Annotated in this window: 15 protein-coding genes, 1 tRNA gene and 1 pseudogene; 7 read left to right on the top strand and 10 right to left on the bottom strand. The window is 68.6% G+C overall.

What is annotated here, in order from left to right; all coding sequences use genetic code 11:
* Nucleotides 1-25 precede the first annotated feature (25 nt).
* Nucleotides 26-1,162: a hypothetical protein gene (locus ACFWZ2_RS33165; protein ID WP_384552024.1), complete on the bottom strand. Its 1,137-nt coding sequence runs from the start codon at nt 1,160-1,162 to the stop codon at nt 26-28.
* A gap of 584 nt (nt 1,163-1,746) precedes the next feature.
* Between ACFWZ2_RS33165 and ACFWZ2_RS33160 the strand changes: the two genes are divergently transcribed.
* On the top strand, nt 1,747-2,868 hold the full coding sequence (locus ACFWZ2_RS33160; RefSeq protein WP_384552022.1) for a hypothetical protein: 1,122 nt from the start codon (nt 1,747-1,749) through the stop codon (nt 2,866-2,868).
* 288 nt (nt 2,869-3,156) lie between these two features.
* Nucleotides 3,157-4,227 carry an IS110 family transposase gene (locus ACFWZ2_RS33155; RefSeq protein ID WP_384552020.1) on the top strand — a complete coding sequence of 357 codons (1,071 nt, stop codon included), beginning with the start codon at nt 3,157-3,159 and terminating at the stop codon, nt 4,225-4,227.
* 26 nt (nt 4,228-4,253) lie between these two features.
* Here ACFWZ2_RS33155 and ACFWZ2_RS33150 read toward each other — a convergent pair whose 3' ends face one another.
* The 3 genes from ACFWZ2_RS33150 to ACFWZ2_RS33140 all read right to left on the bottom strand — a co-directional run bounded on the left by ACFWZ2_RS33150 (nt 4,254) and on the right by ACFWZ2_RS33140 (nt 6,723).
* Nucleotides 4,254-5,252: a restriction endonuclease gene (locus tag ACFWZ2_RS33150; RefSeq protein WP_384552018.1), complete on the bottom strand. Its 999-nt coding sequence runs from the start codon at nt 5,250-5,252 to the stop codon at nt 4,254-4,256.
* Nucleotides 5,249-6,280, bottom strand: a complete 1,032-nt coding sequence (locus tag ACFWZ2_RS33145; protein ID WP_384552016.1) for a restriction endonuclease — start codon at nt 6,278-6,280, stop codon at nt 5,249-5,251. The genes ACFWZ2_RS33150 and ACFWZ2_RS33145 overlap by 4 nt, the downstream gene beginning before the upstream one ends.
* 366 nt (nt 6,281-6,646) lie before the next feature.
* Nucleotides 6,647-6,723: transfer RNA gene (locus tag ACFWZ2_RS33140), tRNA-Pro, on the bottom strand.
* Nucleotides 6,724-7,732: 1,009 nt separating this feature from the next.
* Between ACFWZ2_RS33140 and ACFWZ2_RS33135 the strand changes: the two genes are divergently transcribed.
* The 3 genes from ACFWZ2_RS33135 (at nt 7,733) to ACFWZ2_RS33125 (ending at nt 12,156) form a co-directional block, all read left to right on the top strand.
* Entirely contained in the window at nt 7,733-10,978 is a 3,246-nt protein-coding gene (locus ACFWZ2_RS33135; protein WP_384552095.1) for an RHS repeat-associated core domain-containing protein, read from the top strand.
* 51 nt (nt 10,979-11,029) lie between these two features.
* Complete coding sequence (locus tag ACFWZ2_RS33130; RefSeq protein ID WP_384552014.1) at nt 11,030-11,302, top strand: hypothetical protein; 273 nt, start codon at nt 11,030-11,032, stop codon at nt 11,300-11,302.
* 272 nt (nt 11,303-11,574) lie between these two features.
* On the top strand, nt 11,575-12,156 hold the full coding sequence (locus tag ACFWZ2_RS33125; protein ID WP_384552012.1) for a hypothetical protein: 582 nt from the start codon (nt 11,575-11,577) through the stop codon (nt 12,154-12,156).
* 161 nt (nt 12,157-12,317) lie between these two features.
* Here ACFWZ2_RS33125 and ACFWZ2_RS33120 read toward each other — a convergent pair whose 3' ends face one another.
* The 6 genes from ACFWZ2_RS33120 to xylB form a co-directional block, all read right to left on the bottom strand.
* Nucleotides 12,318-13,841 (bottom strand): aldehyde dehydrogenase family protein, encoded by a 1,524-nt coding sequence (locus ACFWZ2_RS33120; RefSeq protein ID WP_384552010.1) that lies wholly within the window; start codon nt 13,839-13,841, stop codon nt 12,318-12,320.
* A gap of 343 nt (nt 13,842-14,184) precedes the next feature.
* Complete coding sequence (locus ACFWZ2_RS33115; protein WP_384552008.1) at nt 14,185-15,507, bottom strand: GAF domain-containing protein; 1,323 nt, start codon at nt 15,505-15,507, stop codon at nt 14,185-14,187.
* A gap of 73 nt (nt 15,508-15,580) precedes the next feature.
* On the bottom strand, nt 15,581-16,180 hold the full coding sequence (locus ACFWZ2_RS33110; RefSeq protein WP_384552006.1) for an N-acetylmuramoyl-L-alanine amidase: 600 nt from the start codon (nt 16,178-16,180) through the stop codon (nt 15,581-15,583).
* Nucleotides 16,181-16,322: 142 nt separating this feature from the next.
* The gene (locus ACFWZ2_RS33105) at nt 16,323-17,354 is read right to left on the bottom strand and encodes an acetamidase/formamidase family protein (protein WP_384552004.1); all 1,032 of its coding nucleotides are present in this window, start codon (nt 17,352-17,354) and stop codon (nt 16,323-16,325) included.
* Nucleotides 17,355-17,758: 404 nt separating this feature from the next.
* Nucleotides 17,759-18,967: an ROK family protein gene (locus ACFWZ2_RS33100; RefSeq protein WP_384552002.1), complete on the bottom strand. Its 1,209-nt coding sequence runs from the start codon at nt 18,965-18,967 to the stop codon at nt 17,759-17,761.
* Between the two features lie 13 nt (nt 18,968-18,980).
* A complete protein-coding gene (gene xylB, locus ACFWZ2_RS33095) occupies nt 18,981-20,435 on the bottom strand; it encodes a xylulokinase (protein ID WP_384552000.1) in 1,455 nt (484 codons plus the stop codon).
* Between the two features lie 125 nt (nt 20,436-20,560).
* Here xylB and xylA point away from each other — a divergent pair, with 125 nt between their 5' ends.
* Nucleotides 20,561-21,727 carry a xylose isomerase gene (gene xylA / locus ACFWZ2_RS33090; protein WP_384551998.1) on the top strand — a complete coding sequence of 389 codons (1,167 nt, stop codon included), beginning with the start codon at nt 20,561-20,563 and terminating at the stop codon, nt 21,725-21,727.
* A 319-nt stretch (nt 21,728-22,046) separates the two neighbouring features.
* Nucleotides 22,047-22,671: pseudogene (locus ACFWZ2_RS33085) on the top strand (hypothetical protein); the annotation flags it as partial.

Raw genomic sequence — 22,671 nt, 5'->3', positions numbered from 1 at the left:
CCTTCTTTCCGTGAGAGGTGCCGTGCTACTGAGCCACGACGTGGATGGTCGACGAGCGCGAGGTCTGGCCCCCTATGCGGAAGCCCAGGGTGCTGTCTCCCAGAGGGGCGTCGGCGGAGGCGTTCACCTCGACCAGGGCACCGGACTTCGCCCCCTTGCTCGGCAGCACCAGGTCAACCCGCTGGAAGGCGAGAGTCCGCCCGTCCGGCGTCAAGGTCCCCTGGTAGGAGCCCATTTCCTTCCACTGGGTGCCCTGCATGACCCCCACGACCAGGCGGTCGGAGGTGAACCGCAGTCCCTGGGGGAGGGTCACGCGGACCTTCTGCGAAGGGACGTCGCCGTCTCCGACGTTCTGCAGCACCACACCGGCGTAGCCGGAGGCGCCCGCGCGTACGAGCGTCGCCGGCCCACCCGGCGACACCGAGAACCGGGCGGGAGCGGGAACGCCCTCCACCTTCCGGATCCGGTTGTTGTAGCTGTCGGCGATGTAGAGGCTGCCGCCGGACCCCACTACGACATCACCGGGAGTGTCGAGGGCGGCCTCGACGGCCGGTCCGTCGTCACCGGCGAAGGCCTCGGTGCCGTTGCCCGCGACCGTGGTGATCGTCTGGGTCACCGCGTCGACCCGCCGCACCCGGTGGTTTTCCGTGTCGGCGATGTAGAGGTTGCCCTCGGGGTCCACCGCGACGCCGGTGGGACGGTCGAGGCGGGCCTTGACGGCCGGTCCGTCGTCACCGGCGAACCCGCTCGAGCCGTCGCCTGCGACCGTGGTGATCGTCTGGGTCGCCGCGTCCACCCGCCGCACCCGGTTGTTGCCGGAGTCGGCGATGTACAGGTTGCCGTCCGAGTCCAGCGCGATACGGGTGGGTGCGTTGAGGGCGGCCTCGATGGCCAAGCCGTCGTCGCCGCCGAAGCCCCGGTTGCCGTTGCCCGCGACCGTGGCGATCGTCTGGGTCTGCGCGTCCACCCGCCGAACCCGGTCGTTCTCGGTGTCGGCGATGTACAGGTTGCCGTCCGAGTCCAGCGCGGTGCCAAGGGGACGGTAAAGCGCGGCCTTGGCGGCCGGCCCGTCGTCGCCGTAGGAATCATCGGTGCCGTCGCCCGCCACCGTGAAGATGGACGCCCCACGTGCTGCGGTCGAGGCGCCTTCGAGCTCACTCATCGCTTGCTCCTTCACTCGGGACATACCGGATACGGGCAGCTGCACCGCCGCTCATCCGACTGATACGTAATTGAACGCAAAATTGCTGATCTGGCTGCGGCCACGTCGAACCAGGCTGCCCCTGGGCGGATTTCTACGGAAGGGGACCGGGCGTACGAATGATGTTCCCTGCCGCCCGTGCTACTCGCCCGGGCCCGTCTCAGCTGACGGCCCCTGTCACACACGCACCCCGGAAGCTCCGCATCCCCTCCCCACGCGCCCCGCGGTGCACCTTTCACCCCACGCATGGCCCCGGGCATCACACGCCAACGCGATCCGCTATGACTGGGACCTGCCCGGGAGAATCAGGCCAGAGGGCTCGGACTCTTCGACGCTGCTGGAGTCGGCGTACGGCCGCAATGAGGTCGCTCGCTGCCAGAAGCCGATGTCTGATCGCAGGGCCAAGACCACACGTTCAGTCCTGCCGGTGTGACTGATCACCCGCTACCCGGACGCTCTCCGGCAGATGCTTTGGGGTGCATCTTTGTGCGGTCAGCTTGTTCGGTTGCGGTCCGGCCTGCGTGTGAATGGGTGATGATGACGCCGTGAGTCTGGACCTGAGTAACTACGAGCTGACGTGGCCCGCGTTCCTGTTCGTGTCCGAGGGCGAGCGCATCCTGAAGTCGGCAGGACCCTCCTGGGCAGACCGCGCCGAGTGGCTCATGACCGAGGCCCTGTCCGGGACGACGGCCGTAGCGGACTTCAGGGAGAGGGTGAACCATCACGACGTCGATCCCTGGGCCAGCACGGCCTCTGGGTGGGGTCGGTCCGTGGTGGTGACGAAGCACGAATGGTTCTCCGAGCTCATCAGCCGGACTTCTGAGATCCGGTCCGCGGCCGCGCCCAGGCCCTACTGGCCGCAGCGGCAGGGCCGGGACTCGTCCATTGACGGAAGCACCGCGCAAGACGCCCGCCGTGACTTCGCCAGGGTCGTCGGAGACTTCGTGGACAACGGCTACCTGGCCGAGCACTTCGGTGAGGAGTGCGTCGATGCCCCGGACGTACTGCCCGACGCTTCTGCGCTGATCGAACGACGCTTGGGGATTCCCGGCCTGTGGCCCCTGGCCCCGGAGACCTGGGACGAAGACACCTTCTACGGCCTCATCGAGGTCTTCCATGACCTCGTCAGCCGTCCCCGGATGCGGCGATACCACGACTTCTGCAACTGCGGCTGGCACCACTCGGAGTTCCACAACGGGCCGGCCCGCATCCTGTACCGAGCGAAGGTCGACGAACTGCTTCGCGCTGTCGGCACCGAGTACGAGCTGGCCGCGGAAGGCGAGGACCTCGGCCGCCTGGTTGCCGTCACCGACGACGCCCGCGGCCAGTTGATGCACCACGCCCTCAACGACAGCCCACCCGACATCACCGCCGGCGTCCGCCACGCCATCGCTCTCTACCGCAGCCGTGATGCCTCACCCGAGAGCAAGCGGTCGGCCATCTTCAACCTTGGCCGCATCCTCGAAGAGCGCCGCACCCTGATCAAGGACCAGCTCGGCAAGGACGAAGGCGCCCTCTTCGAGATCGCCAACCGATTCGACCTGCGCCACCGCCGAGCCGACCAGCGTGGCGAGTACGACGAGGCGTTCCTCGACTGGATCTTCTGGTGGTACCTGAGCACCGTGGAGCTGACCAACCGGCTGATCACGTCACGCAACGCCTCCTGACGCCCGCAGTTCGCTGCGGGCGATTGCAGGCCGTCGGGACCTGGGTATACCGGTTGTTGTGCTCCCGTGCTGGGTTCTGGCTCGTGACTTTTGAGACCGGGTGTCTTGTCCTACCTTCGCCGACCTCCAGTGTGGGAGCACTGCCACCGGGCTGCTTGGGCGTGTCTTGAGGGTATGCGTGCCGCGATCTGGGCACCGTGTCACCGCTGACTGCCATGCCGGTCCGGTGCCGCGCACTGGCAGGCTGTTCGGAGCGGGAGGTGCCCCCTGACGATCCCAAGTCCCCCTGTGTGGCCGCTTGGTGAGGGCGAGGTCGTCCTTGGTGTCGATACGCACCGGGACGTTCATATGGCGGCCGTGCTCTCCATGCTGGGGGTGGTCATGGAGACCAGGTCCTTTCCCGCTACAGCGGTGGGCTATCTCGAACTCTGGGAGTGGGCCGACCGACTGGGTTCGGTGCGGAGGGCCGGGGTGGAAGGGTCCGGCAGTTACGGAGCCGCTCTCTCCCGCTATTTGCTGGCTCGCCGGGTTGAGGTGTTCGAGGTGAACCGTCCCGATCGCTCGGTTCGCCGGCGGCGGGGCAAGTCGGACGCGGTGGATGCGCAGGAGGCGGCGCGGGCGGTACTGAGCGGCCGCGCCCGCTCCCGAGCCAAGGCCGGTGATGGGCCAGTGCAGTGCGCCCGTCTGTTCAAACTGGCCAAGGACTCCGCTACCAAGGCCCGTACGCAGGCCGTCAATCAGCTCAAGGCCGTTCTGGTCACCGCGGATCCCGGCCTGCGCGAGCAGCTGACCGCTCTGAGGACCCCGGCTCTGGTCCGGGCATGCGCGCAGTTCGATGAACGTGAGGGCGGTGACGGCGAGTTGGGGGCCCTGGAGCAGGCCACGCGCGTCACTCTGTGTCTGTTGGCTCAGCGGATCGGGCAGCTGACGGGGCAGATTCGGGATCTGGAGCGGCGGCTGGCCGCGCTGGTGAAGCGTCATTACCCGCAGCTGCTCGTCCCGGTGGGCATCGGCCCCGACAGTGCCGCCACCTTGCTGATCACTATGGGAGACAATCTGGAACGCCTGCGCAGCGAAGCATCGTTCGCGTCCCTGTGCGGGGCCAGCCCCGTCGAGTACTCCACCGGCGGTCAGCGTCGCTATCGGCTCAACCGGGGTGGCGATCGCAGGGCCAATGCCGCGCTGTACCGGATCGTGCTGACCCGGCTGCGCTGGGATCCGCGTACCCAGGCGTACTACGAGCGGCGTGTGGCGGAAGGGAGGACCCGGCGCGAGGTCATTCGCTGCCTGAAACGCTATGTTGCCCGGGAGATCTTCCACGTCGTTGTCCGGCCCGTACCCGCACGACCTCAGGTATAGAGACCGCAGAGCGCCGCGCGGCGTGGTCATGGCGCCGGCCCACCGGTTTCTTCGAGTTCGAGGATGTCGAGCAGGGGTTCGCCCCAGGTGGCCCAGCGCACGAGTACCCACCGGCTGAGCAGGATGATGTCCTGTTGCCGCGCGAAGTGCTCGGCGGGCTTGCTGAAGGTGCTGTTGGTGATCACGATCGCGATGTCAGTGTCGTGGACGGGGCCGGCGATGCCGTTGAGCTCGCGGACGGCCGCCACTCCTACGGGTTTCGCCCGTGTGGTGTGCTTGCACTGGAAGATCAGCCTGTGGCCGCCGGGCGTCGTGGCGAGGACATCGACACCCCCGTCGTGAGGTCCGCCGTGTCGTCGCTCGACCTTGAGTCCGTCGCGGGCTGCCAGGTCGGCGACCAGTCGCTCGAACTGGCGGTGGGACATCTCGTAGATCTGCCGCAGGCTCGTGCTCGTCGGCGAAGCCAGGAAGTCCTGTGCCTGCTGTTCCTCGAAGGCCAGGGCATGAAGCCGCTCACGATCGTCCGCGAGGATCGCTCCGACTCGGTCGACGGACTCGGCATGGTGACGGAGCAACTGGGCGGCAGCGTCCAACTCCGGCGTACTGCGAGGATGCTGCCGGTACCGGTCCACCCGCTTCGCACGGTGCACCGACCGCAGCTTCTGCTGGAGGTGCTCGGCCGCCGCGACATCCTCCCGGGCCCAGCCCAATTCCTGGGTCAGGAGCCGCCGCAGGCGCATGGCGGCCAGAACACAGCATCCGGTTGTGCGGGTGCACTCGGGATCATCCATAGACGGTTCGTGTTCCGCGCGACGGTGAGCGTGGTCGTGCTCGCGTTCGATGCCGTCGCAGTGTGCCCGGAGCACGAGGAGGGTACTTTCGAGCAGGCGGTCCTCGGCGTCCCAGCGGAGGGTGGCGTGCAGGCTTTCATCATCGGCGGCAGCGATCCGGTGCTCCATCATCTCGTTGAGAAGCTCGTCCTGGTAGACGGGCGCTGCGGCGCGGAGGGCATCGACGCGAGTCACCGGACCGCCTCCGTATCCGTATGTGCCTCGCAGGACCCCAGGACCGTATGGAGGGGAGAGGACCACGTTGCCCAGCGTTCCAGGCCCTCACGGCCGAGGAGTTGGACATCGTGGCTCTGCGCGTAGCGCTGCGCGGTGGGAGAGAAACGGCCGTTGGTGACCACGACGACGGCAGTCTCGGGGAAATGGTGGTGCGCAAGACCGGACAGGTGGTGCACCTCGGGAAGTCCAAGGGCCGGCAAGGGTGGTGGCCTGTAGTCGGCGTGACCGGCGACGGGAAGGTACTGGGGGAAGAAGACCACGGGCCGACCATCGGACAGGGAGGCGGTGACGGGCTGGTCCCGGCCGTCGTAACCGGGCACGGGATGCGGCACGCCCTCGGAGAGATCGGCGATCAGCTCCCAGAAGTCGTCCTTGAGATAGAGGTCGATGGCCTTCAACGCGACTCCGTCGCGTGCGTCGGCGGCTCTTCTGCGAAGTTCCTCCTCCACGGCCAGCTCGTGCAGGATCCGTCTGTCCTCGGCGCGCAGGGTGTTGACCCGCATGCGGGCAGCGCCGAGTTGGTGATGAAACGCGATGAGCGCCTCGAGAGGGGACGGGGGATGAATACCAAGGAGCGATAGGGGCGGGGCCAGTGTGTCCTCGTGGCCGCGGGCGATCCGGGACCGTACGCGGCTCGCTTCCTCCACGGCGACGGTGGCCTCCGCTACCTCCCCTTGCAGAGCGTAGGCGAGCGTGCGGGCCGCTCCGGCGGAGCCCTCGCGGATATGCCGCGAAGCGGGATGAAGGGCCGAACCGGATTGCGCGCGACCGCGCTGCTCGGCGTCGTGCTTCTCGATGGAGATGTCGTCCAGGTGTGCCGTCAGCCGGTGGAAAATGTCCGCGGCGATGTCCCACGCGCACGCATGGAAGAAGGCTGAGTGAAGCTCGGTCTCGCTTGCTGCTGCTACGGCGTCGGCAAGGACAGTGCCTCGCTCATCGTCGCTGAGCAGGGCCTGGACGGCATGCTTCGGTAAGTCGGTGGTCACGGCGGGACTTTACTGAGTGGCACTGACAATGCCGCGGCATTTCAGGGACTCAAAGTACATCGACGCGTTCACACGCGCCCGGGTCCATTCCCGCGCGCGTGGGGAGAGTCCCAGAGTCTCGGCCTGCGCATCGGCACAGAGCCTGACCCGCTGCAAGTGCCGTAGATATCTGCGGCACTTGCTGTGGCTCTGCTTCACGCCTGGAGGGTTGCTGCGATGCCCGGGTCTTCGCGATGGTGGCGCGGAACGACGTCCGCATGGGTGCCTTTGGCGGACGGAGGGTGATTGAGTCGTGCCTCCGACCTGGAAACGCCGAGGGCCGTGTTCTCGCTTCTGCAGAAACGGCCTTCGACCAGCGTGAAGTGCTGGTCGGGACGACAGGATTTGAACCTGCGACCCCTTGACCCCCAGTCAAGTGCGCTACCAAGCTGCGCCACGTCCCGATGCCCGTCTGACCTGGGGTTTCCACCGGCCATGCGTGCGTGAGAACGATATCAGGGGGACTGTGCGTCCTTAGCCGATCAAAGCGGGTGCCGGAATCGCCCCACAGAACATCCGCGGCACCCAAGGTGATCAGGTCGTCCGCGCGGCCGGGCATGACACGCTCTGACACACCGACAGGCTGACGATCTGTCAGGGAGTGCCGTCGGCTGCACCGCAGGGGGACCGTCAGTTCAATGCCGCCCTCTACCGGATCGTGCGGACCCGCCCGTGCTTCAGCCTGCGCACCCGGGGCTACTGCGACGGCGGATCAAGGGGGGCGAGACGTGGCGCCCTCGGGGTGTCCAGGTCGGACGGGAGTCGGAGTGCCAGCTCGAAGGGCTGGTTGCGGAGGCTGTGGGGTATGCAGGCGGCGGCGTTGAAGCTGCGCTGCGCGGTGAGAGCTGACGAGGGCTGTGGGGCCGACCAGGCCGGTGAGCCGATGGCGCCGCCACAGCGGAGTGGTGGGGCGGCAGGCGTCCATCACAATGCGGTCGAGGCGACGTCAGATGACTTGACGCGCCAACGTCCGTTCCGTCGCCTTAGCTTGAGATGACGGGTCGAACAGGGTGCCCTTCGAGCCGAAGTTCCCTGCGGGCAACCACTGCTGGTCGGAGAGCGACCATGCATCTACGCGCGTTTGGCGGCAGGCCACTTGTCGCTTTCGCGGTAAAGATCGGGGCCGAAATGCCACGCAACCAATGCGAAAGCTTGTGCGATTCCTCTGGGTGCTGCATAGCGTGCGAGCACCCAGTGGCCGTGGGGGTCACCGGGGTGCCTTCCTGAGGGAGAAGCATGTCTTCACGCACCACAGGAACACCGCACAGACGCAGGAGAGTTCGCGCGAGACGCGCCCTCGTGGCGGCCTCGGCCGCCGTGACGCTGCTGGCCGGGGTCGTCCCGGCGGCCTTCGCCCAGGCCGAACCGGACGGCCCGTCCTCGGCCTGGGGCAAGGGCGGCGCCAAGGCCGGGATGCCCCCGGTGAAGGTCGGCGAGACCAAGGCCCCGGGTTCGGTCCGTGAGCGTGAGCCGTCGCCGGAGGTGGCGGCGTGGCGGGCGGCGCAGAAGGAGCGGGCCGGTACCGCGACCGGGAAGCGGGAGCGCGCCGCCAAGGCGGTGGCGGCGGTGGTGCCCAAGGGGCAGGGGGATGTGCCCTGGCATCAGATCTCCGACGTCCGGGTCACCGACTCGCTGGTGGCGCGCGTCAATTACTCCACCGGCAACCTGATGCTCGCCGCCACCGACTTCCAGGTCGCCGGGGTCGGCACGTCCCTGCAGCTGACCCGCACGTACAACTCCCTGGACGCGCCGTGGGGGAAGGTGTCGCAGCGCTGGTGGCAGAACTACGAGCGCTACCTGCAGATCGAGGACGCCCAGGTGGTCCTGTACGACGCCACCGGCGCGGCCGTCACCTTCACCAAGAAGACGGACGGCACCTACACCACGCCCAAGGGCTACCGCCTGGACCTGAAGAAGTCCTCGAACGGCGAGTTCACGGTCACCGAGCGCGGCTCCGGCAGCAAGGACACCTACAGCGCTGCGGGCACCCTGGTGAAGGTCTCCGACCGCAACGGCGGGCACATCCTGGTCGAGCAGCACGATGCGGGCACCGAGCACAAGGGCTTCAAGCTCACCGAGTCCCGCTCGGGCCGCTTCGTCGACCTGGTCAAGACCAACGCCTCGCAGTGGCAGGCCAAGGACACCGCGGGCCGCACCGTCGTCTACGACCTCAACCCGGCCGGTGACCTGGCCAAGGTCACCGACACCGAGGGCAAGGCCACTCTGTTCGGCTACGACACCAGCCGCCGCCTGACGAAGATCACCACCCCCGAGGGCCGGGTGACGGTCTTCACCTACGACGCCGACAACCGCGTCACCTCGATGAAGCGCGCCACCCACTTCGACGGCACGGGCGAGACCGGACCGACGTACCTCTACACCTACACCGCCGGGGAGGGGAGAGCCGGGACGACCAAGGTCACCGACCCGGCCGGGAACACCACCACCTACGCGCACGCCGCCGACGGCGAGATCACCAAGGTCACCGACGCGCTGGGCCGCAACCGCGAGCGCACCTACGACGCCAACCTCAACCTCGAGACGGCCGTGGACGCGATGGGCGTGGGCGGCACCCCGGGCAACGTCACCGCCTACGGCTGGGACACCCGCTCCAACCCCACCTCCGCCAAGCTGCCCACCGGCGCCACCTCCACGCTGACCGGGTACAAGACCATCGCGGGCGCGGACGTCCCCGGGAAGATCACGTCCGCCGACGGCGTGGCCGTCACCTACGACTACGACGACGCGGGCAACACCACCAAGGAGACCATCGCCGGAGCCGAGGGCGGCACCCGCACCTTCACCTACAACCCGGCCACCCCCACCTGCGGCGGCTTCAAGGGCCAGCGGTGCGAGGTGAGTGACGCCAACGGCAAGACCACCAAGGTCACTTACGACGCCAAGGGCAACCTCTCCAAGGTCACCCCGCCGAACCCGCTGGGCGCGACCACCTACACCCACGACAGCCTGGGCCGTGCGGAGACCAGCACCGACGGGCGCGGCATCAAGACCGTCTACGTGTACGACAACCGGGACCGGATCACGAAGGTCTCCAGCACGAACATGACCGTCACCTACGCATACGACGGTGACGGCAACCTCAAGCAGCGCTCGGACGCCACCGGGATCACCAAGTACGACTTCGACCCGCTGAGCCGCGAGACGATCCGTACGCTGCAGGACGGCTCACAGACCGTGCTGACCTACTACGCCGAGGGCAACGTCGAATCCTACACCGATCCCTCCGGCACGGTGAAGTACACCTACAACAAGGTCAACAAGCTCGAATCCCTCACCGACGCGCAGGGCAAGAAGACCGGCTACGAGTACAACGCGAACGACTTCCGCACCAAGACCAGCTTCCCCGGCGGCACCGTCGAGACCATCACTCCGGACAAGGCCAACCGTGCGGAGCGCATCAAGGCGACCTCCCCGGCGGGCACGCTGGTCGATCTCGCCTACGACTACTCGTACACCAGCGGCGGCACCAAGGTGGACGGCACACAGATCCGCACCGAGACGGACGCCGTCGCCGGGCTCAAGCGCGCCTACACCTACGACTCGGCAGGCCGTCTCACCTTCACCAACGAGACCAAGGGGGCGACGGTCAACGACAGTTGGCTGTACTGCTACGACAAGGCGGGCAACCTCACCTCCCAGGGCATCAAGGCGGGCTGCCCCGGCGGCACCACCTACAGCTACAACGACGCCTCCCAGATCACCGGCAAGAACGGTGACACCACCGGCTGGTCGTACGACAAGGCGGGCAACGAGACCGCGGCGGCCCCGACCCCGGAGAGCGCCCGCACCGGCGGCCAGTGGAACGACTTCTCCCAGCTCACCTCCCTCACCCAGGGCGGCAAGGAGTCCAAGGGGCGGTACGCCTCCACCGACCAGTCCGAACGCACCCAGTTCGGCGACACCACCTTCCACCACGGCCCGGTCGGCCTGTCCTCCAAGACCACGGCCGGGGTGGACATGAACTTCATCCGTGAGCCGAGCGGCAACCTCAACTCCTTCCGTACCGAAGCCCCGTTGAGGACGCAGAGCACGTACTACTACCTCACCGACGCCCTCGGCTCCACCCGGGCCGTCGTCGACGACCAGGGCGCGAAGGTCAACACGTACGACTACAGCCCCCGCGGCGTCACCCGCAACATCAGTGAGAAGGTTCCTCAGCCGTACCGCTTCGCGGGCGGCTATCAGGACCCGACCGGCCTCTACCACAACGAGGCCCGGTACATGGACCCGCGCACCGGCCGCTTCACCCAGCCCGACCCCTCGGGCCTGGAAGCCAACCCCTACCTCTACGCCTCCGGCGACCCCACCAACATCATCGACCCCAACGGACTCTGGGGCATACCCGGGTGGGGGAAGGTGAAGAAGGTCTGGAAGAAGCACAGCGGCGCCATCCTCGGAATCGGGGTCGCCGCCGGGTGCAGCTTCGTCTCCGGCGGGACCGCGACTGCCGCCTGCGTCATCGTTGGAGCGGGTGTGGCCGGCGCGGGCGCCCACGCTGCCTCGGGGGAGAATCAGACCCTCGGCGGATACTGGTCAGCGACCTGGCAGCCCATGGCGTGGGGGATTGCTGGTAGCTTCGCGGGAAAGCTCGGCCCTGCGGTCAACCGGTGGAGGGCGGACCGGAACCTCCCCAACTGAGGAGGGAACGATCTGATGGGATCTTCGAACCCAAGGGGTCTGATGGCTCGCATGACTGACACCTACTGGCGCTTTGAGAAACGCTTTGGCGGCCGTCCGCCCACCAGAAGCCAGAAATTCTCCGCAAAGCACCCCGTGCTCATCGGGACACTCGTAGGCGTGGTCATGTTTGCGATCTTGCTTGCTGTGTCCCTGGGCGCGGGGAATGGAGCCGCCTACAGCGTTCCGGTCTCTCTCCTAGGAGGGCTCCTCCTAGGCGCGGTCTTGGGTGGCACCTGCCTCCTGGAAAGAAGGCGCCAGCAGAAGCTGTTCGGAGATCGCTAACCTCGATCGAGTATGAGGGTCCGCCGACGGAGTCGGCGGACCCTCATACATTCTCCAGCGGCTGGTGCGTAGGCCAGTGGCCCCGACTGGGCTGTGTGCAAGATGAATTCGCAGGTCACTGGGGTGGCGGGCGCGGAGGCTAGACCGTATGGAGTGCCAACGTTCGCCGTCGGCACAGTGCCCAGGTCTCCCGGCTCTTCGCAGCGGTTGCCCAGCAGCGCGGACGCGGTCCTCACCTTGAGGCGTTTTTCGGTTGCATGTACCACGCGGCCATGCGGCCCGCAGAGGTCATCCACCTCCGGCTCGAACAGTGTCACCTCCCCAAGACCGGATGGGGGATGCTCAACCTTTCGGGCGGCGTCGTCACTGCAGGAAAGGACTGGACGGACGACGGCGCGGTGCACGAGGTGCACTCGCTCAAGCGCCGTGCGGCTACCGCGACCCGACCTGTGCCGATCCCGCCGCAGTTCGTGCGTATCCTCCGTGCGCACATCGAACGATTCGACGTGGCGCCGGACGGGCGGCTGTTCCGGAACCAGGCCGGCAACTACGTGGACGCAGCCGCGTACGGCACAACCTGGGCGCGGGCGCGGAAGTACGTCCTGACGCGCACGGAACTTGCCTCCGGGCTGGCCAAGCGGCCGTACGATCTCCGGCATGCCGGGATCTCGTTCTGGCTGTACTCCGGTGTGGACCCGGCCGAATATGCTCGCCGCGCGGGCCAGAGCATCGAGGTCCTCTTCCGCCACTACGCCAAGTTCCTGGACGGCGTCCGGGAGCAGGCCAACCGTCTCATCGAGCAGTCGATGAAGGAGTGGGACCGCGTCAGCCGGGGCGCGGAGCCTGAGCGGTGAGTCGGGGTTTGGTCCGCCACTGGTCCGGAACAGCTGGTCAGAAGAGGGATAGCGGCGGGAGAATCTGGGAGTTACAACGTAAACCGGGCCCTGCGCTGAGCGGGCCGAATGGAAGGCGCCTGACGGGTAAAAGCCCAGGTCAGGCGCCTTTTTTCGTGCCTCTAGAAGAAGCCGAGCTTCTTCGGTGAGTACGAGACCAATAGGTTCTTCGTCTGCTGGTAGTGCTCCAGCATCATCTTGTGGGTCTCACGGCCGATGCCCGACTGCTTGTACCCGCCGAACGCCGCGTGCGCCGGATACGCGTGGTAGCAGTTGGTCCAGACGCGGCCCGCCTGGATCGCCCGCCCGGCCCGGTACGCGGTGTTGATGTCCCGCGTCCACACGCCCGCGCCCAGACCGTAGAGCGTGTCATTGGAGATCTTGATGGCGTCGTCGAAGTCATTGAAGGACGAGACCGAGACGACCGGACCGAAGATCTCCTCCTGGAAGATCCGCATCCGGTTGTCGCCCTCGAAGATGGTCGGCTGGACGTAGTAACCCCCGGCCAACTCGCCGTCGTACTCGATGCGCTGACCGCCCGTCAGAACCTTCGCCCCCTCCTGCTGGCCGATGTCGAGGTAGGAGAGGATCTTCTCCAGCTGGTCGTTGGAGGCCTGCGCGCCGATCATGGTGTCGGTGTCGAGCGGGTGCCCGGCCTTGATCTGCTCCGTGCGGGCGACCGCCGCCTCGAGGAACTCGCTGTAGTGCCCGCGCTGCACGAGCGCCCTCGACGGGCAGGTGCAGACCTCGCCCTGGTTGAGGGCGAACATCGTGAAGCCCTCGAGCGCCTTGTCCCGGAAGTCGTCGTTCGCGGCCCACACATCGTCGAAGAAGATGTTCGGCGACTTGCCCCCCAGCTCCAACGTGACCGGCTTGATGTTCTCGGAGGCGTACTGCATGATCAACCGCCCCGTCGTGGTCTCCCCGGTGAAGGCGACCTTGGCGACGCGCGGGCTCGACGCCAGGGGCTTGCCCGCCTCGACGCCGAAACCGTTGACGATGTTGACCACGCCAGGCGGCAGCAGATCGGCCACCAGACTCAACCAGTAGTGGATCGAGGCAGGCGTCTGCTCGGCGGGCTTGAGGACCACGGCGTTCCCGGCCGCGAGCGCCGGTGCCAGCTTCCAAGTCGCCATGAGGATCGGGAAGTTCCACGGAATGATCTGCGCGACGACACCCAGCGGCTCATGGAAGTGGTACGCGATGGTGTCCTCGTCGACCTCGCTCAGCGACCCCTCCTGCGCGCGGATCACACCCGCGAAGTAGCGGAAGTGATCGATGGCGAGAGGAATGTCGGCCGCCAGCGTCTCACGCACCGGCTTGCCGTTCTCCCAGCTCTCGGCGACCGCGAGCTGTTCGAGATTGGCCTCCATCCGGTCGGCGATCTTACGCAGGACGTCCGCGCGCTCGGTGACGGACGTACGTCCCCACGCGGGCGCGGCCGCGTGCGCCGCGTCGAGCGCCCGCTCGACGTCCTCGGCGGTGCCCCGGGCGATCTCGGTGAACGCCTGCCCATTGACCGGGCTCGGATTCTCGAAGTACTGGCCACGGGCGGGCGCCGCGTATTCGCCGCCGATGAAGTGGTCGTAGCGCGACTGGTAGGAGACGATCGCGCCCTCGGTGCCGGGCGCTGCGTAACGGGTCATCTTGGCTGGCCTCCCGGGGAAGGCTGCCCGCCGTTGGGCAGCTCTCGCCCGGAGGCTAGAAGCGCGGACGTTGCATGTACGTTGCGGCGCTCACCTCGCAGCTGGGTTGGGTCGGGGCCGTGACTGGGGCGGGCTCATCTGTGCCATGCGCCTCATGCGAGTCATGCGCCTTATGCGTGCCATGCGCCTCATGGGAGTCATGCGGCCCATCCGAGCCAGGTGGCTCACCTGGGCCGTGTGACTTGCCCGGGCCGTGTGGCTCGTCCAGGCCGTGCGGCTCACCCCGGGCCGGTCCAGGCATATCCGGGTGTGCCCGTGCGTTCGCCCGTGCGCCTGTCGCGGGCTACAGGCGGCCTTGTCCCGCCCGTCCGACTGGCTCGGCCGCCGCCAGCTCCGCGTCGAGTTCGCGCAGCCGGGCCAGAACAGGTGCCGTCGGGCGCAGCGAGGCCAGTGCCCGCCACACCACCAGGTCGTCCTCACCCCATGGCGCATGCGCCCAATCGGCCAGCAGATCGGGGTCGTTGCGGTCGACCAACGCCGTGCGCAACTGATCGGCGAGCCTGCGCCGGAGCCGGACCAACGCCGGTGCCTGCGACTGCGGCAGCAACGGACCGGCATACGCGGCGGCCGCCGCCGTCACCGCACCGGCGCCCAGCCGACGCTCGACCGTATCGACGTCACACTCGACGGGCGCGGCAAGCCGATACGGTCGAGACCGCAAGAGCTCCGCCCCCAGGACCCGCCGCAGCCGCGCCATCTCCGCCCGCAACGTCACCTGCGGCACCGACTCGTCCTCGTACAGCGCATACAGCAACTCGTCACCGGTCAGCCCCTCCGGATGGCGAGCGAGCAGCACCACGATCTCGCTGTGCCTCCGGCTGAGCCGCACCTTCCTGCCGCCCGTCAGAAGCAGCGCCTCGTCACGCCCCAAGGCGGCCAGCTCCACCGTGTCCCCAGTGCACACCGGCGGGGTCAGCAAGGCGAGTTGGGATTCCGCGGCCCGTGCCACGGCCTGCACGAAGGCGAGGCTGTGCGGGTGCGCGAGGCCGTCCCCGCCAGTGATGTCGACCGCGCCGATCAGCCGCCCGGTGCGCGGATCGTGCACCGGAGCCGCGGCGCACGTCCACGGCTGGACCCGCCGCATGAAGTGCTCGGCGGCGAACACCTGCACCGGCCGGTCCACGGCGACCGCCGTCCCCGGTGCGTTCGTGCCCATGGCGGACTCCGCCCACCGCGCCCCCGGAACGAAGTTCATCCGCCCCGCACGCCGCCGTGTCACCGCGTGACCCTCGACCCACAACAGCCTGCCCTGCGCGTCGCACACCGCCAGCAGATGCTCGCCATCCGCCGCGAAGCTGCCCACCAACTCACGGAACAGTGGCATCACCCGGGCCAACGGATGCTCCGCGCGATAGACGCCGAGGTCCCCGTCGGTCAGCTCCACCGCCGCTCCTGTGCCCTCTGGACTGACCCGTGCCCTGGCCGACCGCCGCCACGAGTCGGCCACGACCGGGCGCACGGGACGGGTGACCGTCCCTGCAGCGGTGAAGTCCTCGTGCGCCCGGCGTAACTCCCGCGCTTGTTCGGCGGGATCGGTGCCCGGTTTCAGGGCCACCCACGGATCGGTCAACTCGGCCTCCTGGGACGGCGATGCGGGTGATGCCATCGTCGCCCCGGGAGCGGAAGCCGACAAGAGCCACCGGGTTCGGTGGCCTTGAGGGGCGGTGAGCCCACGCGCCTCAGGCGAAGTTGACCATGCGTATGTAGCGGGACCAGTCCCAGTACGGGCCCGGGTCCGTGTGGTCGGTACCGGGGACCTCGACGTGCCCGATGATGTGCTCACGGTCCTTGGGAATGCCGTACTTCGTGCAGATGGCGGAGGTCAGCGCGGCGGACTGCTGGTACATCGCGTCGGTGAAGTACTCGGGCTTGTCGACCCAGCCCTCGTGCTCGATGCCGATGCTGTGGGTGTTGTAGCTCCAGTTGCCCGCGTGCCACGCGACATTGCGATCGCGGACGCACTGGGCGATGTGTCCGTCCTTGGATCGCACCACGTAGTGGGCCGAAACTTGCTTCGCCGAGTTCTGGAAGATGGCGAGAGTGTCTGCGTAGGTCTCCTGGGTGACGTGGATGATCACGTAGTCGATGGAGTACGTGCTCGGGCGGTTGGATGCCGTGTAGTTGGAACTGCTGGCCGGTATCCACTCGGCCGGAGGGTAGTCGACGGCACGGTCCTGGGCGCTTGCCCGGGTAGCGGACAGGAGCGTCGCGGGGACGGCGGCAGCGACCGCGCCCTGCAACAGTCGGCGCCTGCTCGGGAAGCGTCTTGCTCTGTCCATGGCTGACCTGCCTCTCGGTGGGGAACGGGTTGGGCTGGCGCTGCACTTGAGAGGAGAACCGTGCTCGGGGATGAGGGTGTCGAGGGCTTGTGCGCTCGCCGGCCGCCGACCTGAGGCGGAGGTGCTTCTAGCCTCCAGGCCTCTAGGAAGGAGGGAAAGCCCCGTGCGGCAGTGCCGCGGATATCTCGCGCAACCGCGCGTGCAGCCCGCGATGCGTCTCACGTGCGGGCAGCCAGTCCTTCCGGAGCTTGGCCACGCACGTGTAGTTGGTGTCGCAGACATTGGCGAGCGGCGACTCGACGGTCTGCGTCGCGAACTGGTACGCATCAAGCTCGCTGAACCCGTAGTCCCGCACCAGCCACTGCACCAGGTCCAGCTGGGATATGCGGAACGCATCCTCCAGCGGCCGGGCGGACCCGGTCGAGACGATGTGCGTGTCGGACTCCAGGCGAGGCCACGGAGTGGAGATCCCCTTCAACAGCTCGACGATCACCACGGTGTTCATGGCGCACTCGACGGCCACCCCGCACGTCTCGCCCTCGCCCTGCCGCGCGTGCCCGTCGCCGAGGCTCAGCAGGGCTCCCTCGACGTTCACCCCCAGATAGCAGGTGACTCCCGCCCGCATCTCGGGCGTGTCCATGTTGCCGCCGTGGGCGTCGGGCACGAGCGCCGAGCGAACCTCCAGATTGGCGGGCGCGACACCTACCGTGCCGTGCATGGGATCCATCGGCAGTTCGGCCTCGAAGTCGCTGTCCCGTGCGGTGAATCGCGCCGTGCGGCGGTCCCGGTCGAGCTGCCAGATCCAGACGGCCTCGGGCAGTGGCGGCTGCAGCGAGGCGGTGGTGTGCGTGGATGTGAGGGCGCCGAACAGGGGCACCGTCGTCGAGGCCGCCCAGTCGCGGGCCGGCTCGATCGACACGAAATGCACGGCGACGGTGTCACCAGGCTCCGCCCCCTCCACGTGGAAGGGGCCCGTCTGCGGATTGAGGTACGGGAACTGACAGACCTCGGAGACCAGGTCCTTCTCCGTGCGCACGTTCCCCGCGAAGCAGTCCTCCGTGAAGAGGTCGAGGACCGTACCGGGCACGATGCGGGCGATGGGCGGGGCACCGCCGAACGTCCAGGCGTACTCGCCCGGTTCGGTCCGCACGGCCAGGAATTGGGCGTCGCTCATCGCTGCGTCGCTCCACTCTGGCCCGATGGGCCGCACTCGTCACACTGGTTGGTTGGAACCGGCTTGGCTGGTACCGGCGCGGGCGCGCTCCGTAAAACCTTGCGATGGCCGCGGTGATGAATCCCAACTGGAGCTGGAGCTGCAGGTGGTGCTGGAGCTGCAGGTGGTGCTGGAACTGGACTGGTTTCCCCCGACACGTGAATCCCCCGATCCGTGTGGACGCCGTTCTTGCCAGGGCTGCGGCGTCTCGCACGAATTACGGTACGGCGCTGGCCGGTTGGGGCGGAAGGGCATGACTCGCATCTGTGTACAGCAGAGAGGTTGTGGAAAACTCGGCCACTCGAATGGGCCGTTCCACGCGCGCCTCGCGCCTCGCGCCTCGCGCCTAGCACCCCGCACCCCGCCTACCCCACCCCCGCGACCGCCCCCGGATCGTCCAGCACGCCTCGCACCACCGAGTGCGCCGCACCCAGCAGAGGACCGTCCGGCCCGAGCTCGGACACGGTGACGCCGCAGGCCCGACCCGCGGTACGCCCACTCAACTCCTTCTCCAGCGGCGGCAGCAGCCACGGCGCGAGGCGCGACAAGGCGCCGCCGAGCACCACGGCTCGGGGATCCAGAAGGTTCACGGCGCCTGTGAGCGCGATGCCCAGCGCCGTACCGGCTCCGCGCAGCGCGCGCCGTACGTCAGCTTCTCCCGCCGCGGCGCGTTCGGTGAGCAGCCCGACCCGGTCCTCGCCCGGTTCGAGTCCGGCCGCGCGCAGCACAGCCTCCTCACCCGCGTATTGCTCGAGACAGCCGCGCCCGCCGCAGGGACAGGCCGGGCCCTCGGGCCGCACTGGCACATGTCCCAGCTCGCCCGCGAAACCGTGCGTTCCGCGCAGCAGCCGCCCATCGACCACCAGAGCGGCGCCGATCCCTATCTCCGCCGAGACATGGAGGAAGTCCTCCGGCGTCCCCGAGCCGAGCCACAGCTCCGCGAGGGCGCCGAAGTTGGCCTCGTTGTCCACTGTGACGGGCAGCTCGGAGGGCAGGAGCGGGCCCAGGTCGATGTCGCGCCAGCCGAGGTTGGGGGCGCGGACCACCGTCCGCGTGTCCCGTGTGACGAGGCCGGGCACGGCGACAGCGAGGCCCGCGAGGGAGAGACCGTCCGGCCGGGCCTCGGCACTCACCCGTCCCACCATGGCCGAGAGGTCTTCGAGTACGGCTTCGGGCGCGCGGCGATGATTGCCGACCTGGCGCACCGCGCGCGCCCGGACCTCTCCGCGCAGGTCGACCACGCAGACCGCGAGATGGTCGACGCCGACCTCGGCACCGATGCCGACGGGCCCCCGTCCGCTGACCGCGAGGGCCGATCCGGGGCGGCCCACCCGGCCGGGGCGCTCGGGCCCCAACTCGTCGAGGAGCCCGGAACGGATCAACTCGTCCACCAGCGTGGAGACGGCGGCCCGTGTCAGGCCGATCCGGGAGGCGACGGCGGCACGGGACAGCGGGCCGTGCGCGGCCACGGCGTGCATCACCCGGGAGAGGTTGCGGCGGCGCATTCCCTGCTGAGTGTCGGGCAGCCGCGCGCCGGACGTGCCCCGACGATCCTCGTGCAACGGTGCGGTCATGCCCGGTCAGTCCTCACTCCCCATGAGGCGCCCTGTCCAGCAGGGGCGCCGCGTCGGAGAGTACCTCGGAGATCCTTGCGAACGTTGCCTCGTCCCGCTCCACGGGGTCGAGCACGGGCCCGTCGGCCGTGCCCCAGCGCCGCGCGATCGCGGCCGGATCTTCCCCGGTCAGCAGGCCGGCGGCCTGTGCGGCGGCGCCGAGGGCGACCAACTCCTTGGCCTCGGGCACCTGTACGGGGCGGCCGGAGAGGCGGCGGACGGTGTGCTGCCACGCCGCACCGCGCGCTCCGCCGCCGATGAGCAGCAGCGGGGACGACCGGTCGGCGTCCGCGTCGAGGACCCGGTCGAGGGCGCCGAGAAGCGAGTGGACGGCTCCGTCGTACGCCGCCTGCAACAGCTGCCCGGGCGTCGTGTCGTGCCGCAGGCCGTGCAATAGCCCGGAGGCGTGGGGGAGATCCGGTGTCCGCTCGCCGTCCAAGTACGGCAGGAGCGTGGCGGTGCCTCCCGGCTCCACCGCTTCACGGTCCAAGCTCAGGAGCGCGGCCACGCGGTCGACGGCGAGCGTGCAGTTGAGGGTGCAGGCCAGTGGCAGCCATGCGCCGCGCGCGTCGGCGAAACCCGCGACGGTGCCCGTGGCATCCGTGGGGCGCTGCTCGGACACCGCGTAGACCGTGCCCGACGTGCCGAGGCTCAACACGGGAGTGCCGGGGAGCAGGCCGAGCCCGAGGGCGGCCGCCGCGTTGTCACCAGTGCCGGGTGCGACCAGTGTGCCCTTGGAGAAGGGCAGTTCAGCGCTGCCGCGTACGGTGCCGACGACCTCTCCGGGGCGTGCCACCCGGGGCAGCAATGCGGGGTCTAGCCCCACCGCGCCGAGGATTTCCTCGTCGTAGGTCTCCGTGGCCGAGGCCCACCACCCCGTGCCCGAGGCATCGCCGCGGTCGGTCGTGGCGGATCCTGTGAGGCGTTCCGTGAGGTAGTCGTGGGGCAGTCGCACCGCCGCCGTGGCGCGGGCGGCGGCGGGCTCGTGCTCGGCGAGCCAGGCCCACTTCGTCACGGTGAAGGAGGGCCCTGGGACGCTGCCGACACGGTCGGCCCACACCTTGGGGCCACCGAGGCGTTCGACGAGTTTGCGGGCCTGCGCGGCCGAACGGACGTCGTTCCACAGGAGGGCGGGCCGCACCGGGGTGCCGTCGGCGTCGAGCGTGACGAGGCCGTGCTGTTGTCCGCCGACCGACACCGCCGAAGCCTCCCGCGCGGCAGGCCCGCACTGACGCAGGGCCGCACACAGGGCGTCCCACCACTCCTGGGGGTCGCTCTCGCGGGCCTCACCCGCACTGACCCGGTGCGGGGCCTGGCCGCTCGCGACGATGCGCCCCGTGGCGGCGTCGACGACCAGCGCCTTCGTGGACTGCGTAGAGCTGTCCACGCCGACGACGAGGGGCCCCTGGGCTGCTGGCGCTGATGACATTGAGGTCTCCGTTCCTGCGGCTCTCCCGGGGACGAGGCCCCGGACTTCCCTCCCCGACCTTCCCAGCGGAGCCCTCGGATACTAATTTGTAAATCGCCATGACGAAATAGTCGAGGGAGTCGCACATGAACTACCAGCCCACTCCTGAGGACAAGTTCAGCTTCGGCCTGTGGACCGTCGGCTGGCAGGGCAGGGACCCATTCGGTGACGCCACCAGGGCCCCGCTCGACCCGGCCGACTCGGTACGGCACCTCGCCGAACTGGGTGCCTACGGAGTGACGTTCCATGACGACGACCTGATCCCGTTCGGGTCGTCAGACATGGAGCGCGAGGCGCACATCAACCGCTTCCGGCAGGCACTGGAGACGACGGGCCTCGTCGTGCCGATGGCCACCACGAACCTCTTCACCCACCCCGTCTTCAAGGACGGCGCGTTCACCGCCAACGACCGCGACGTACGCCGCTATGCGCTGCGCAAGACGATCCGGAACATCGACCTCGCGGTGGAGTTGGGCGCGCACACCTATGTCGCGTGGGGTGGCAGGGAGGGGGCGGAATCCGGTGCCGCGAAGGACGTGCGGTGCGCGCTCGACCGCATGAAGGAGGCCTTCGACCTGCTCGGGGAGTATGTGCACGAACAGGGCTACGATCTGCGGTTCGCGATCGAGCCGAAGCCCAACGAGCCGCGCGGCGACATCCTGCTGCCCACCGTCGGACACGCCCTTGCGTTCATCGAGTGCCTGGAGCGGCCCGACATATACGGCGTCAACCCCGAAGTGGGCCATGAGCAGATGGCGGGCCTGAACTTCCCGCACTCCATCGCCCAGGCTCTGTGGGCGGGCAAGCTCTTCCACATCGACCTCAACGGCCAGACCGGCATCAAGTACGACCAGGACCTGCGGTTCGGCGCCGGTGATCTGCGCAGTGCGTTCTGGCTGGTGGACCTCCTGGAGAGGGGCGGTTACGAGGGGCCGCGGCACTTCGACTTCAAGCCGCCGCGCACGGAGGACTACGACGGCGTGTGGGAATCGGCCGCAGGCTGCATGCGGAACTACCTGATCCTGCGCGAACGTTCGGCCGCCTTCCGGGCGGATCCCGAAGTGCGCGAGGCGCTGAGGGCCTCGCGTCTGGACGAACTGGCGGTGCCCACGGCCGACGACGGTCTTACCGGGCTGCTTGCCGACCGTGGTGCCTACGAGGCATTCGACGTGGAGACCACTGCCGCGCGCGGGATGGCCTTCGAGCGCCTCGACCAGCTGGCCATGGATCATCTTCTGGGCGCTCGGGGCTGACCGGAGCCCGCCCTCTGAAGTGCATGCCGTACTGCTCCGAGGCGCCATTGCGGACTCTGATCCGGCACCAACTTCGGTATAGGGCTCGCTAGATGACCGGTTCGAGGCGACTCTTGACGGTATGGCCATGCCACCGGTACCGCCGCAGCCCCCTCCGCCTCCAAGCGGCCCACCGCCGACGGGTGGTGGCGGCTTCGGACCGCCCTCGGAGGGCGGGTTCGGGCCGCCTCCTGGCGGCGGGGGCTGGCCGCCCCCGCCGCAGGGAGGGCCTCCAGGGCGGCGGAAGGGGCTGTTCGTCCTGCTGGCCGTCATCGTGGCCGTGGGCGCCATCGCGGCGGTGGTCCTGGTGGTCACCGGAGACGACAGCTCGGACAAGAAGACCCCCACCGAGTCGAGCCGGAGCAAGACCTCCGCACCGACGCCCTCACTGAGCATCCCGTCGCAGATCCCGTCCGAACTGCCCACGGAAGTACCCAGCGACATCCCCTCCCTGCCCACCGGTTTCCCGAGCGACCTCGACTCCTGGCCCTCGCCTGCCGGGGACGAGGTCCCGTACTACCTCCTGAAGGTCGGCGACTGCTTCAACACCAGCAGCGGCAAGCCGGGGCAGGCGGCGAAGAAGTCGTGCAACGCGCCGCACGACGCCGAGGTCGTCAAGCTCTCCGAACTGAACGGCTCCTACACGACCGACGCTGCCCTGAAGAAGGCGGCGGCCGCCCTGTGCGAGCAGCCGCTCCAGCGCAAGGCGCGCAGCCAGCCGTCCGGCACCGTGCGGGGCACGCTGGTCCAGTATCCGGACGCCTCGGGCTACCGGCTGGGCATCGACAGCGTCGCGTGCAGCCTGGCGGGGGACAGCGGCGCGGGGAAGCACAAACTCACCAAGCCGCTGTCCTCGACGACGTGCCGGACAAGAAGACGATCTTCACGTACCCGGTGGTGCGGGT

The sequence above is a fragment of the Streptomyces sp. NPDC059002 genome (genome assembly GCF_042740435.1).
Classification (GTDB): Bacteria; Actinomycetota; Actinomycetes; order Streptomycetales; family Streptomycetaceae; genus Streptomyces.
The sequence above is the reverse complement of the archived record's forward strand: the minus strand, read 5'-3'. Positions and strand labels throughout refer to the sequence as shown.

Coding starts and splice junctions, on each gene's coding strand:
- ACFWZ2_RS33115 (WP_384552008.1), bottom strand. CDS start 15,507: ATGGCATCACCCGCATCGCCGTCCCAGGAGGCCGAGTTGACCGATCCG.
- ACFWZ2_RS33105 (WP_384552004.1), bottom strand. CDS start 17,354: ATGAGCGACGCCCAATTCCTGGCCGTGCGGACCGAACCGGGCGAGTAC.
- ACFWZ2_RS33135 (WP_384552095.1), top strand. CDS start 7,733: ATGCCCCCGGTGAAGGTCGGCGAGACCAAGGCCCCGGGTTCGGTCCGT.
- ACFWZ2_RS33110 (WP_384552006.1), bottom strand. CDS start 16,180: ATGGACAGAGCAAGACGCTTCCCGAGCAGGCGCCGACTGTTGCAGGGC.
- ACFWZ2_RS33130 (WP_384552014.1), top strand. CDS start 11,030: ATGACTGACACCTACTGGCGCTTTGAGAAACGCTTTGGCGGCCGTCCG.
- ACFWZ2_RS33120 (WP_384552010.1), bottom strand. CDS start 13,841: ATGACCCGTTACGCAGCGCCCGGCACCGAGGGCGCGATCGTCTCCTAC.
- ACFWZ2_RS33165 (WP_384552024.1), bottom strand. CDS start 1,162: ATGAGTGAGCTCGAAGGCGCCTCGACCGCAGCACGTGGGGCGTCCATC.
- ACFWZ2_RS33100 (WP_384552002.1), bottom strand. CDS start 18,967: ATGACCGCACCGTTGCACGAGGATCGTCGGGGCACGTCCGGCGCGCGG.
- xylA (WP_384551998.1), top strand. CDS start 20,561: ATGAACTACCAGCCCACTCCTGAGGACAAGTTCAGCTTCGGCCTGTGG.
- ACFWZ2_RS33125 (WP_384552012.1), top strand. CDS start 11,575: ATGCGGCCCGCAGAGGTCATCCACCTCCGGCTCGAACAGTGTCACCTC.
- xylB (WP_384552000.1), bottom strand. CDS start 20,435: ATGTCATCAGCGCCAGCAGCCCAGGGGCCCCTCGTCGTCGGCGTGGAC.